The sequence below is a fragment of the Mesorhizobium argentiipisi (SeqCode) genome (assembly GCF_037179585.1).
Lineage (GTDB): Bacteria > Pseudomonadota > Alphaproteobacteria > Rhizobiales > Rhizobiaceae > Mesorhizobium > Mesorhizobium argentiipisi.
The window spans coordinates 1-12,633 of record NZ_JAPYKO010000059.1 but is presented as its reverse complement, the minus strand read 5'-3'; the positions used below and the strand labels follow the sequence as shown (position 1 = coordinate 12,633).

14 protein-coding genes and 2 pseudogenes are annotated in these 12,633 nt (G+C 64.9%); 9 read left to right on the top strand and 7 right to left on the bottom strand.

The genetic code is table 11. From position 1 onward, the window contains the following. From O7A05_RS33545 to O7A05_RS33515, 7 genes and pseudogenes are all read right to left on the bottom strand, one after another. Positions 1-973: pseudogene (locus tag O7A05_RS33545) on the bottom strand (two-component sensor histidine kinase); the annotation flags it as partial. 55 nt (positions 974-1,028) lie between these two features. After that, the gene (gene kdpC, locus O7A05_RS33540; RefSeq protein ID WP_337097675.1) at positions 1,029-1,592 is read right to left on the bottom strand and encodes a potassium-transporting ATPase subunit KdpC; all 564 of its coding nucleotides are present in this window, start codon (positions 1,590-1,592) and stop codon (positions 1,029-1,031) included. A gap of 11 nt (positions 1,593-1,603) precedes the next feature. Next, positions 1,604-3,697, bottom strand: a complete 2,094-nt coding sequence (gene kdpB / locus O7A05_RS33535; protein ID WP_337097674.1) for a potassium-transporting ATPase subunit KdpB — start codon at positions 3,695-3,697, stop codon at positions 1,604-1,606. Further along, entirely contained in the window at positions 3,694-3,921 is a 228-nt protein-coding gene (locus tag O7A05_RS33530) for a hypothetical protein (protein ID WP_337097672.1), read from the bottom strand. Before O7A05_RS33530 ends, kdpB begins: the two co-directional genes overlap by 4 nt. Before the next feature lie 7 nt (positions 3,922-3,928). Then, positions 3,929-5,632: a potassium-transporting ATPase subunit KdpA gene (gene kdpA, locus O7A05_RS33525; RefSeq protein ID WP_337097670.1), complete on the bottom strand. Its 1,704-nt coding sequence runs from the start codon at positions 5,630-5,632 to the stop codon at positions 3,929-3,931. Positions 5,633-5,666: 34 nt separating this feature from the next. Then, positions 5,667-5,756 (bottom strand): K(+)-transporting ATPase subunit F, encoded by a 90-nt coding sequence (locus tag O7A05_RS33520; protein WP_040990279.1) that lies wholly within the window; start codon positions 5,754-5,756, stop codon positions 5,667-5,669. Positions 5,757-6,211: 455 nt separating this feature from the next. Then, entirely contained in the window at positions 6,212-7,357 is a 1,146-nt protein-coding gene (locus O7A05_RS33515; protein ID WP_337097668.1) for an IS3 family transposase, read from the bottom strand. Between the two features lie 619 nt (positions 7,358-7,976). On the opposite strand from O7A05_RS33515, the pseudogene O7A05_RS33510 reads away from it, so the two are divergent. From O7A05_RS33510 to O7A05_RS33470, 9 genes and pseudogenes are all read left to right on the top strand, one after another. Next, positions 7,977-8,299, top strand: a pseudogene (locus O7A05_RS33510) (DUF736 domain-containing protein). Between the two features lie 174 nt (positions 8,300-8,473). After that, positions 8,474-8,734 (top strand): DNA -binding domain-containing protein, encoded by a 261-nt coding sequence (locus O7A05_RS33505; protein ID WP_337097667.1) that lies wholly within the window; start codon positions 8,474-8,476, stop codon positions 8,732-8,734. Positions 8,735-8,867: 133 nt separating this feature from the next. After that, complete coding sequence (locus tag O7A05_RS33500) at positions 8,868-9,077, top strand: transcriptional regulator domain-containing protein (RefSeq protein ID WP_337097666.1); 210 nt, start codon at positions 8,868-8,870, stop codon at positions 9,075-9,077. A 70-nt stretch (positions 9,078-9,147) separates the two neighbouring features. Then, positions 9,148-9,633 carry a DUF2285 domain-containing protein gene (locus tag O7A05_RS33495; protein WP_337097665.1) on the top strand — a complete coding sequence of 162 codons (486 nt, stop codon included), beginning with the start codon at positions 9,148-9,150 and terminating at the stop codon, positions 9,631-9,633. A 143-nt stretch (positions 9,634-9,776) separates the two neighbouring features. Then, the gene (locus tag O7A05_RS33490; protein ID WP_337097664.1) at positions 9,777-10,058 is read left to right on the top strand and encodes a helix-turn-helix transcriptional regulator; all 282 of its coding nucleotides are present in this window, start codon (positions 9,777-9,779) and stop codon (positions 10,056-10,058) included. Positions 10,059-10,177: 119 nt separating this feature from the next. Continuing rightward, entirely contained in the window at positions 10,178-10,699 is a 522-nt protein-coding gene (locus tag O7A05_RS33485; RefSeq protein ID WP_337097662.1) for a DUF2840 domain-containing protein, read from the top strand. Beyond that, positions 10,696-11,241, top strand: a complete 546-nt coding sequence (locus O7A05_RS33480; protein WP_337097661.1) for a S26 family signal peptidase — start codon at positions 10,696-10,698, stop codon at positions 11,239-11,241. The genes O7A05_RS33485 and O7A05_RS33480 overlap by 4 nt, the downstream gene beginning before the upstream one ends. A gap of 68 nt (positions 11,242-11,309) precedes the next feature. Continuing rightward, entirely contained in the window at positions 11,310-11,645 is a 336-nt protein-coding gene (locus O7A05_RS33475) for a DUF736 domain-containing protein (protein ID WP_337097660.1), read from the top strand. 3 nt (positions 11,646-11,648) lie between these two features. Continuing rightward, a complete protein-coding gene (locus O7A05_RS33470; RefSeq protein ID WP_337097659.1) occupies positions 11,649-12,422 on the top strand; it encodes a lytic transglycosylase domain-containing protein in 774 nt (257 codons plus the stop codon). Positions 12,423-12,633: the final 211 nt, after the last annotated feature.

The window sequence follows — 12,633 nt, the reverse complement described above, 5'->3', positions numbered from 1 at the left end:
CGGGAATCGTGGTGATCTCGGCGCCGAGCTGCTCGGCGAGGCGCAGGTTCCTGGCCAGGCGGTCCTTGTCTTCCTCGGACATGCCGGCCAAACGCGGCGTGTCGATGTGAAGCGCCGTCCAGGGCGCACGCAGCCGGTCGGCGAGCCGGCGCGCATAGCGGATGCGGGCGGCGCCGCCAGGCTGCGAGTCGACGCAGACGAGCACGCGCTCGCCGGCCGCCCAGGGACCGGGAATGGCGTGTGACTGCATGTGGTTGAGCAGCTGTTCGTCAACGCGCTGGGCGGTGCGGCGCAGCGCCAGCTCGCGCAGCGCCGTCAGATTACCCGGCGAGAAATAATTCTCGATCGCGCGCTGCGCGGTGTTCGGGAAATAGACCTTGCCATCCTGCAGCCGTTTGATGAGGTCGTCGGGGGTGAGATCGATGATCTCGATGTCGTCGGCCTCGTCGATGATGGAATCGGGAACCGTCTCGCGCACCCTGACGCGCGTGATCTGGGCGACGACGTCATTCAGGCTTTCGACATGCTGGATGTTGAGCGTGGTGTAGACGTCGATGCCTTGCGCCAGGATCTCCTGCACATCGAGGTAGCGTTTGGGATGCCGGCTGCCGGGCGCGTTGGTATGGGCAAGCTCGTCGACCAGGACGAGGGCCGGGCGCCGCTTCAGGATGGCGTCGATGTCCATCTCGTCGAGGGTCTGGCCGCGATAGTCGACCAGGCGCCGCGGTATCACCTCGTAGCCGTCGACCAGCGCCTGGGTTTCCTTGCGGCCATGCGTCTCGACGATGCCGATCACGACGTCGATGCCGTCGGCGCGGCGGGCGCGGCCCGCCATCAACATCTCGTAGGTCTTGCCGACGCCGGGCGCGGCGCCGAGGAAGATGCGCAGCCGGCCACGGCCCTCGCGCTCGGCATGCTCCAGCAGCGCGTCGGGAGAGGGGCGGTTCTCGGGGTCGGTCCTGTCGTCCGGCATCAGGTCCAATCATGAATTGCGCCGGGGACGGTGTCGATCCCCGGCGCGCAGCGGATTACTTCAGCTCGTCCAGCGCCAGGTTCAGCGCCAGCACGTTGACCACCGGCTCGCCGAAAATACCCAGCTCGCGCTCCTTGACATGGCTGTCCACGAGCGCCTTCACCTTGGCCTCGTCCACGCCGCGAGCCATGGCGACGCGCGGCACCTGGAAATAAGCGGCATCGGGGCTGATGTCGGGATCGAGGCCGCTGCCCGAGGTGGTGACGAGGTTCATCGGCACCGGCGCGTTGGGGTTTTCGGCCTTCAGCTTCTCGGCATCGCCCCTGATGCGGTCGATCAGCTTGGGATTGGTCGGGCCGAGATTCGAACCGCCGGAGGAGACGGCGTCGTAGCCATTGCCGGCTGCCGAGGGCCGTCCGTGGAAATAGCGATCGCTGGCGAAAGCCTGGCCGATCAGGCTGGAGCCGATGACCTTGCCGTCCCTGGTGATCAGGCTGCCATTGGCTTGGCGCGGAAACAGCGCCTGGGCGATCCCGGTCATGCCGATCGGATAGATGAGGCCGGTCACCATCGTGAAGAAGACGATCATGACCAAAGCGGGTCTGAGTTGCTTGAACATCGGATCAATCCTTATGCGAGGCCGAGGGTCGTGACGATCAGGTCGATCGCCTTGATGCCGACGAACGGCACGACGATGCCGCCGAGGCCATAGATCAGCAGGTTGCGGGTGAGCAGCGAACCGGCGCCGATGGCGCGATACTTCACGCCCTTCAGCGACAGCGGGATCAGCGCGATGATGATCAGCGCGTTGAAGATGATGGCCGACAGGATGGCGCTCTGCGGCGTCGCCAGATGCATGATGTTGAGCGCCTGCAGCGGACCGGTGGACTGGCCGGGCGCGACGTAGAAGACCGCGAACATCGCCGGGATGATGGCGAAGTACTTGGCCACGTCGTTGGCGATCGAGAAGGTCGTCAGCGAGCCGCGCGTCATCAAAAGCGCCTTGCCGATCTCGACGATCTCGATCAGCTTGGTCGGGTCGCTGTCGAGGTCGACCATGTTGCCGGCCTCGCGCGCGGCGACCGTGCCGGTGTTCATGGCGACGCCGACATCGGCCTGGGCGAGCGCCGGCGCGTCATTGGTGCCGTCGCCGCACATGGCGACCAGCTTGCCCTTGGCCTGCTCCTCGCGGATCAGCGACAGTTTGTTCTCCGGCGTCGCCTGGGCGAGGAAGTCGTCAACGCCGGCCTCGGCGGCGATCGCCGCCGCGGTGAGCGGATTGTCGCCGGTGATCATCACCGTGCGGATGCCCATCTTGCGCAGCTCGGCGAAACGCTCGGCTATGCCGCCCTTGACGATATCCTTGAGGTGGACGACGCCGAGCAGGCGACCGTCGCGCTCGACCGCAAGCGGCGTGCCGCCGGCCTTGGCGATCTCACCGGCGATCGCCTGCAGGTCGCGGATGGTCCCGGTCGCCGGACGCGCGCCATGGGCGGCGACGGTCCCCTGATTCACGTGATTGAGCACAGCGTCGACCGCACCCTTGCGCACCGACGAGCCGTCGATGTCGACGCCGCTCATGCGGGTCTGCGCGGTGAAGGGCACGAAGGTCGCGTGCAAGGTCGCCATGTCGCGGGCTCGGATGGCGTATTTCTCCTTGGCCAGCACGACGATCGAGCGGCCTTCCGGCGTCTCGTCGGCCAGCGATGCGAGCTGGGCGGCGTCGGCCAATTCCTGCTCGGTGACGCCCTTGACCGGGCGGAACTCGGTCGCCTGGCGGTTGCCGAGCGTGATGGTGCCGGTCTTGTCGAGCAGCAGCGTGTCGACGTCGCCGGCGGCCTCGACGGCGCGGCCGGACATGGCAAGCACGTTGAAGCGCACCAGGCGGTCCATGCCGGCGATGCCGATGGCCGACAGCAGCGCGCCGATCGTGGTCGGGATCAGCGTCACGAACAGCGCGACGAGGATCGTCACCGGGATATGGCCGCCCGAATAGGCGGCGAAGCTTGGGATGGTCGCGGTCGCCAGCACGAAGATCAACGTCATGCCGACCAGCAGGATGTTGAGCGCGATCTCGTTCGGCGTCTTCTGGCGCTCTGCACCCTCGACCAGCGAGATCATGCGGTCGAGGAAGGTCTGTCCGGACGCGGCCGAGATGCGCACGCGGATCCAGTCGGACAGGACCTGGGTGCCGCCGGTGACGGCCGAACGGTCACCACCGGATTCGCGGATGACGGGCGCGGATTCGCCGGTGATCGCCGCTTCGTTGACCGAGGCCACGCCTTCGATGACCTCACCGTCGGAAGGGATGATGTCGCCGGCTTCGACCATCACGACATCGCCGACCTTCAGACTGGTGCCCGGCACCAGCCTGAATTTGGTGCGGTCGCCATTGATGAGCAACTTGGCCTGGGTCTCGATGCGCGCCTTGCGCAGCGAGTCGGCCTGCGCCTTGCCGCGGCCTTCAGCGACGGCCTCGGCGAAATTGGCGAACAGCACGGTGAACCAGAGCCAGATGATGATCTGCAGGGTGAAGCCGAGATCGCCGCCGCCGGCGATCAGGCCGCGGATGAAAAGCACGGTGGTGAGCAGCGAGACGACCGCGACGACGAACATCACCGGGTTCTTGGCCAGCGTGCGCGGATCAAGCTTGCGGAAAGCTCCGCCGAGGGCGGGCACCAGGATGCGCGCATCCATGATAACAGCGGATTTGGACTGACTCATTTTTGGGTTCCGGTATCGGTTACGTTGGACGGCGCCGGCTGTTCGGTCTTCGGGAACAGGTGCGGAAGGCCGGTTGCCAGCAGCCACAACACGAACAGCACGGCCGCCATGCCGAGAAAGGTTGAAAGCGTCGGGAAAGGACGAGGCTTCTCGTCCCTTCCGTCGTCGGGCCTTCCACCGGTCGAGTGACGGTCGTTGCGTTGTATGTCGTTGAAGCGGGGCATGGTCGCCTCAGAAGGTCTGTCCATGGATCATCGCCAGATGCTCGACGATCGGACCGACGGCGAGCGACGGGAAGAAGGTGAGGCCGCCGACGATGACGATGACGCCGACCAGGAGGCCGACGAACAGCGTGCCGTCGGTCGGGAAAGTGCCGGCGGAGTCGGGCACGGTCTTCTTGGCGGCCAGCGAGCCGGCGATGGCTAAAGCCGGGATGATGACCAGGAAGCGGCCCATCAGCATGCCGATGCCGAGCGTGATGTTGTACCAGGGCGTGTTGCCGGTGAGGCCGCCGAAGGCCGAGCCATTGTTCGCGGCCGCCGAGGTATAGGCATAGAGCACCTCGGTGAAGCCGTGCGGGCCGCCATTGGCCATCGAGGCCACGGCGCTCGGCAGGACCACGGCGATGGCCGTGAAGATCAGCATCGCCAGCGGCAGGCACAGGATCGCCAGCATCGCCATCTTGACCTCCTTGGCCTCTATCTTCTTGCCGAGATATTCGGGCGTGCGGCCGACCATCAGGCCGGCGACGAAGACGGCGATGACGACGAACATCAGGATGCCGTAGAAGCCGGCGCCGACGCCGCCGACGATGACTTCGCCGAGCTGCATGTTGATCAGCGGGATCATGCCGCCGAGCGCGGTGAAGCTATCGTGCATGGCGTTGACGGCGCCGCAGGAGGCAGCCGTGGTGATGACCGCGAACAGTGCCGAGGCGGCAATGCCGAAGCGGGTCTCCTTGCCTTCCATGTTGCCGCCGTCGATGCCGAGCGCATGGACCAGCGGGTTGCCCGCGGCCTCGGCCCAGTAGCAGACGATGACGCCGATTATGAACAGCACACCCATCGAAGCGAGTATCGCCCAGCCCTGGCGCTGATTGCCGACCATGCGGCCGAAGACGTTGGTGAGGCCGGCGCCGAGCGCGAAGATCGTCAGCATCTGGAGCATGTTCGAGATCGCATCCGGATTCTCGAAAGGATGCGCGGCATTGGCGTTGAAGAAGCCGCCGCCATTGGTGCCGAGCATCTTGATGGCGACCTGCGAGGCGACCGGTCCGAGCGCGATGGTCTGCTTGGCGCCTTCCAGCGTGGTAGCGTCGACGTAAGCGCCGAGCGTCTGCGGAATGCCGAGCCAGACATAGACCAGCGTCAGCACGATACACATCGGCAGGAGCACGTAGAGCGTGCAGCGGGTGAGATCGACCCAGAAATTGCCGATCGACTTGCCGGAGGCGAGGGCGAAGCCGCGGATCAGCGCGATCGCGATGGCGATGCCGGTGGCGGCCGAGACGAAATTCTGGACGGTGAGGCCGGCCATCTGCGCGAGGTAGGACATCGTGCTTTCGCCGCCGTAGTTCTGCCAGTTGGTGTTGGTGACGAAGCTCGCGGCGGTGTTGAAGGCAAGGCCGGGCTCGACCGCCGGCATGCCCGCGGGGTTATAGGGCAGGGCGCCCTGCAGCCGCTGCAGCGCATAAAGAACGAGGAAGCCGGCAAGGTTGAAGAGCAGCATGCCGGTCGCGTAGACGGCCCAATGTTGCTCCTCCTTCTCGCTCGCTCCGGCGAGGCGATAGAGCCCGCGCTCGATCGGGACGAGCAGCGGCGACAGCAAGGTGCGGTCGCCGCTGAAGACGCGATGCATGTAGAAGCCCAGCGGCTTAACGAGCGCGACGAGAATGACGCAGTAGCTAAGGATCTGTATCCAGCCGTAGATTGTCATTGCGATGGCTTTCCGTGCCTGGCGCCGGAACGTTCTAAAATCGCTCGGGGCGAATGAGGGCGTAGGTGAGGTAGGCGAGCAGGAACAAGGTCACCGCGCCGCCAAGGATGTAATCAAGAAGCATGATCCGACCCTCCCGCTTAAATTCTGTCGCAGGCTTTGACGTAGGCAAAGGACAGGGCGAAGAACAAAATCCCGATCCCGAGAACTATGAGGTCCATTACAGGTCTTCCTTGTTTCCACTTTGTGTTTGCAGGATCGCGGTGGTGGCCTCAAAACTGCACGCGAACGCACGTCACCTTGGCGGCGACGGCGATCAATGCGTTTTCTTCGAAGGGAGATATGGACCCGATCGCCATAAAGGATCGAGACTGAGCGGATCGGAAAGATATAGGATTCTTATAAAGCTTTCGATGCCACTCCCGCAGCAACGCGCTTAGACAGGGCTCTTTTCGGCGACGGGCTAGGAGGCGCTTGCGCAGTGGTGCCGCGGCTTAAAAAACGGACATGCGGACGCGATGTCAAACGGCGACCAAAACTGACCCCCGATTGGAGTGCGCCCCTGAGGGTGGACATCTATCAGGCGGCGTTTTGACCGGTCTGCCGGATATGTTGATCCTCGACCTGCTGCGGGCTGAGATATCCCAGCGCCGAATGTAGCCTTTGCTTGTTGTAGACCTCGTCAATGAAGTGAGAAAGATGCTCGGTGACGTCCTCGAAGGTTTCGAGCGCCATCGGGTAAACGGCCTCGACCTTGAGCGTCTTCATGAAGCTTTCGGCTTTGGCGTTGTCGTAGGGGTTCCCCTTGCGCCCCATCGATCCGAGCAGATCGACGCCTGCCAGGACTCGTCGATAGGCCTCCGCCGCATATTGAGATCCGCGGTCCGAGTGGTGAATGCAGCCAGGCGGCGGCTGTCTGCGGGCAATAGCGGCTTGCAAGGCCGCGGTAGTCAGGCGTGCGTCGATGGACCGGCCGATGGCGTAGCCGACGACGAGGCGTGACCAGGCATCGAGGATGATGGCGACGTAGATGAAGCGCGTCGGCAGCGCCACATAGGTGATATCGCCAACCCAAAGCTGGTTCGGACCGGTCGGCAGAAAGTCTCGGGCCAGGTTAGGATAGATCGGCCAGCCATGACCGCTGTCGGTCGTGGCGATGAACCGACGCCTGATTTTCGGCTGCAGATCGTGCTCGCGCATCAAGCGCCGGATCTTCTTGTGATTGACGACAAGGCCCTGCTGCCGCAACGCGGCGCCAACGCGACGGTAGCCATAGCTTTCGAATACGTCGCAGACTTCGAACATGGCTCCAACAATTGCCGTGTCGTCGGTCGGCAGCTCCGGGCGATCATAATAGGTCGAACGCGCAATGCCCATCAGCCGGCATCCCTGCGCGACGGAGACGCCACGGGGCCAGGTGATAACGGACGTAGTCCCGCTTCTCGGCAGCGGTGCGCTTTTCAGAGCCCCCTTTAGGAACTCCAGCTCCAGAGCCTGTTTGCCGACGAGCCGTTCAAGCGCAGCGATGCGAGCCTCATATTCCTGGATGAGATCGGCCGCCTGCGCATCCTCATCAAGAGCGCCTTGCTCATAATGCGCACCCACCCGGATCAACTGGCGCTGGATATCGTGACGCTTTGCCAATCCATGCAGCGTCTCGCCCGACAGATATTCCTGCGCGACCTGACGCTTAAACTCGATGCTGTGTGTGCGATACCTTGCCATGGTTCTCTCTTCGAAAACCCGACAAGACTGGTCAATCCCTCAAGCCGATCTGTCCACCCTCAGGGGCGCACTCCAATCAATGCTGAGCCCGGAGAAGCGGACCTTGCTGGAGCGCCGTATGGGCAGAACCATGTCTCAGCGGTCATCGGGCGTCCGCGGCGGCGATCACCGTGGCGGCGGCGGAAGACAATGCGACAGCGTCGGCCTGGCGGGAGGAAACGAAGCCGGTGAGCATGCCGTGACGCCGGTTTGCCGGTGCGTGAGGGCCGCCATCTTCTCCGTTATCTGACCGTACCTCGACCGCTCCAAACGCCCTCTTCAATGGCCTGATCTGGCCGAAGGCCGGCTGCGCCTCGATCGCCTATGACGCAACAGCCGCGTCAAACTTTCTTCCCCTGCCGGACCCCACCCCACGCGACAGGTCGCGCGGGGACCCCGGGGCGCCGCCATTCCTCGCGAGGCAAGAAACCTCTCCTTGGCTGTCAGGCCCCATCACCACCCCAGCGCGCAAGCGCGCCAGGACCCCAGGGACGGGGTGCGTCGCCGATCGCCTCCGGCCTGCCGATCGCCATCGAGGCCGCAATGGTGCGGGCTCGGAAACGGAAAACGGAGACTTACAATGGCGACCATCGGCACTTTCAAGAAGACCGGCTCGAACGACTTCACCGGCGAAATCGTCACCCTCAGCGTCCAGGCCAAGAACGTGCGCATCGTCCCTGACCAGCGCGTCACCGGCGAGAACGCCCCCAGCCACCGGGTCGTGGTCGGCCGCGCCGAGATCGGCGCCGCCTGGTCGAAGCGCTCCAACGAGGGCCGCGACTACCTGGGCCTCAAGCTCGACGATCCGAGCTTCAACGCCCCGATCTACGCCAACCTCTTCGACACGAAGAGGGAGAAGGCTTCTCGCTCATCTGGTCGCGGCCGAGTGCGCGGCGCGACTAAGAGCCCAAGAAGGCCCCGGCCGAAACGCCGGGGCCTCCTCACGACATTTGGTGACGCCGACTCGGGAAGGCAGCGATGCCAAGATCGCATCGCCCGATGCCTCTGGACCGGGCTCCCTGGGAAAGCCGTATCGGTAAAATGCGAGCTTTCACTCCGTTGATAGGAGGGCCAAAGATGATCGAGCCGTTTGACGAGGCCGCGCCGAGCGCCGACCAACTTACCGAATACGATCGCGATCACATCAAGCTCTACGCGCGGCTGTTGGATGCGGCCGAGGACGGCGCGGACTGGCGCGAGGTGGTCGAAATCCTGTTCGGCATCGATTTGGCGAAAGAGCCGCAGCGCGCCCGGCGCATTCATGAAAGCCATCTGGCGCGAGCGCGCTGGATGGCACGCTCCGGCTACCGACATCTGCTGCGCCGAGACGGCAGCTAGCGCGACAGCCACCACCGGTTCCAGGTGATGCCGAAGACGCATCACCTGATGCCCGGTGAAGGGCTTCCGTCACTCGCCGTGAGTCGAAATTCTCTGAGGCGGGGGCTGCGCTCTATTGCGAGGAGCTCTTCCGATGAGGCCGGATACGTCGCATTGGCGAGACCATGACAGCTACGACTATTTCGATGCTTTGCCAATTGAAGGGCTCGCCTGGGAGTGTCTGCGGCGTCACAAACCCTATCAACGGCACTATCGCGCGCTTCTGGCGACCAGCGCCCAAAAGGCGCCGATGACGCCCGAGGCGCAGCGGATATGGGGGCTGCGATTTCCCGGCCAGGCCTGACCTGTCTGCCTTGGCGCAAGAGGTCCTCTGGTCTCCTGACGTCAATCCAGCGGTGGTTCCACTAGTTCGGATGCCGGAGTTCCTGTCGTCGGCCTCGCCCGCGCCCTTGACGGGTCTGGGCGAGGAGCGCGACAGCCCGGAAGGACGCCACGCAATCCACAAAGCGGGTGCGGTGACGCAGCTTCTTCTCCTGCCTGGCAGCGACACGCACTCTCCCTTGGCTGCGTTGGTCCCATTGGACGCGCAGACGTTGGGCCGGATTGAGGCGCTTAGCCGCTTCTGGCGTTCCTGGCAGGGCCGCCCGGCACCACCGGACACGCGAATGACCTCGCAGCAACGACGCCGCTTTCGCCTGATGATGCAGGCCGCTGACGGCCGTTCCAGCGGTGCCAGCTATCGCGACATCGCAATCGCTCTCTATGGACTCAGCCGCGTCGCCGCCGATCCCTGGAAGACTTCCGCGCTTCGCGATGCGGTGATCGGCCTGGTCGAAGGCGCCACGGCGCTTATCGCCGGCGGCTATCTCCAGATACTGCGCCATCGACGCCGCGCGTAGCCTTTCCGGCTCAGGCAAATGGGGTGGGATTTTTGACACCCCGCAACTTCCCCATCCCTTCCGAAGCCCATCCTCCGCCACCGTGGTCCCCGTTCGCCGCTGGACGTCAGCGGCCGCCCAATAACCCGCGGAGCTGCGATCCGATGCGACCCGATATCACCGTTTTGCCGCCGCGCTTTCTGCGCACGAAGGAAGCTGCTGATTTCCTCAGCCTGTCCGCCCGTACTCTCGAAAAGCACCGCACCTACGGGACAGGTCCTGCTTACAAGAAGCTCGGCGGCCGTGTCGTCTATGCGGTCGACGATCTCCAAGCCTGGGCCGAGCGCGGCGCCGTCACCTCGACATCGGATCCTCGCGGCTCAGTTCTGCCGGCCAAGCGACATGCGCCGGCGCCGGCCGCACATGACGGCCGATACTCACGCTGACCGCGCGCGTATGACGCCGCAGCCGCGCAACTGCATCGCCGGGTGTCAAACACCGCCTCTCCATTGCCCTACGCCGCGCGAGATGCGCGCGAACCCCACGCAGAACCAGGAGCATTTTCATGACGGGTATCGCTGCTTCCAGCCTGCGCGCCCGGTTCCCAGCAGCGCCCCAGCTCTCAGTCCATCTCGTCCATGTCGAACTGATTTGGATAGAAAAGAGACTGGAAAACTGGATACGCTTCGGCACCCACACCCACGAGCAGATCCTTGACCGTCGCCGGCGCATCCTCTCCTACCGGCCCGGCGCGATCTTCGCCTTCGTACGCTGGGCCGCAAACGACTTCGGAACGGTCACCTCGTGCATTGACATTGTGCGGGCGATGGCGCCCGGCGAAGCCTATCAGACGCTTCCCTTCGTGCGTCCAGGTGGCGAAATCCTGCTGATGGTCGAGAGCTGGCCTCGGGTTGAGCGCGTTCTGCAGGCGATCGACGCAATCGAGCGCCTCGGCATAGAACCCGAGTCGGTATCGCCCGATCATTGGCGCAACGTCCACAACCGCATAACCGCGGGGCAGGCGCCGCGCAGCTATACGCTGGACCAGCATCGCGCAGTCTTGCTGCGCAGGAGAGTAGGGCTGTGACGCGCGCCCCCATCATCCTGGCCGGTGCTCTCGCAAGCGTAGCCGTTGGCTGCCCGGCTTTCGTGCCGATGCCGGTCACATTGATCTGGAACGCGTCGGCCAGCGCGCCGCTCGGCCTCTACCTGATCGACATCGACGAGCGACCCGCGGTCGGCGATCTGGTCGCCGTGAACGCGCCCGAGCCGCTCGCCGCCTTCCTTGCGGATCGCGGCTATCTGCCGAAAGGCGTGCCGCTTTTGAAGCACATCGTTGCGGCATCCGGGCAAAGCGTCTGCCGCTCAGGTCTCACCATAACCATCGATGGCGCTGTCGCCGGAATGGCGCTGCAGCGCGACCGGGCTGGCCGTGCCTTGCCAGTCTGGCAGGGCTGCCGACGCCTCGCGTCCGGTGAAGTCTTTCTTATGAACAGATGGGCGCGCGACAGCCTCGACGGCCGGTACTTCGGCCCGATCCCCGCCGATCGGATCATCGGCCGCGCCCTCCCGCTGTGGACCTGCGGGAATGGCAAGGCCTGCTTCGAATGGCGCGCGCCAACGCGGTGAGCGCGCGACCGGCGGCGCCTCTTGTCGCTTCCCTCATCACCGCACTGTCACAAGAACAGGAGCCTGACATGCAGCAGATCGGAGAGTTCACACGCCAAAAGACCGGCTATTGCGGGCGCATCCATACGCTCAGCCTCAACCTCGACGTCGCCATCGTGGCAGCTGAGGCAAGCGACACGGAGAATGCGCCTGACTACCGTGTCCACGCCGGCAATGAGGACGGCCCCGAGATCGGCGCCGGCTGGAAACGTTCCAGCGAGAAGGCCGGCGACTTTGTCTCGATCCAGCTCGACGACCCCATCCTGGTGCAGCCGATACGCGCCAGCCTGTTTCGTAACGGCGACGACAAAACGTCGTGGTCGCTGCACTGGTCGCGCCCGCGCGAGCGCGGCGAGAAGGAGTAAACGATGCGCGCTCGCCGTCAGCCACCGAGCCGTCACAATGCGCCCGGGCTGCTTCACGCTGCCCGGCGTATGGCTCTCTCCCTGTTTTGCGGGCTGTTCGTCGCAACCGCCTTGCCGACGACGGTGGTGGCGCAGGACCCGGCCATCGCGCGAACGTCCCAACGCGACCCATTTGCTGCGCACATCAGCGAAGCCTCGCATCGCTTCGGCGTTCCGGCCGCGCTGATCCGCGCCGTCATGAGCCAGGAGAGCGCAGGCGACGCGCGCGCCGTCTCCAGCGCAGGCGCCCGCGGCCTGATGCAGATCATGCCTGGCACTTGGGGCGATCTGCGCGCCCGCTGGTCGCTGGGTGCCGATCCCTTCGATCCGCGCGACAACATCCTGGCTGGCACGGCCTATCTGCGCGAGCTCCATGGTCGCTTCGGCTCGCCGGGCTTTCTGGCCGCTTACAATGCGGGGCCCGCGCGCTACGAAGCCTATCTCGCCGGGCGTCCGCTACCGGCCGAGACCCGCGCGTATGTCGCAGCGCTGGCGCCGCTCGCGCGAGGTCTGGTGCCCGCGCGCCCTTTCGACTTCGCCTCCGCCACGGCAATTCCGTGGAAGGATGCCGCGCTGTTTGTGCGCCAGCCGGATCGCGCGCCACCGGTCGGATTCGCGATGGCCGACCGGCCGCCGAATAGCGCTGGCTCTGCAACAATCGTGCGCGATGTCTCCGGCATTGTGCCGTCGTCGGCGGGGCTCTTCGTGGCGAGGGCGGGCGAAGGGACCAAGCCATGAGTACGCGCCATCCTTTTCGCGCAATCGCGGGCTCCAGCGCAGCATGGCGTGTATGGAGGCGGGAGGCACGCAGACCAACCGGAAGATGGCCGCCCGTAATCGGGGCGAGCGCCTGGGCAAGCAGCAAAACTGTGCGTCGACTGCGGGTCAACTGGCGATCGCCGGCGACTCGGCGGCAGAATCTGCTCCTGTGAAGCAACGCAGGAGGCGA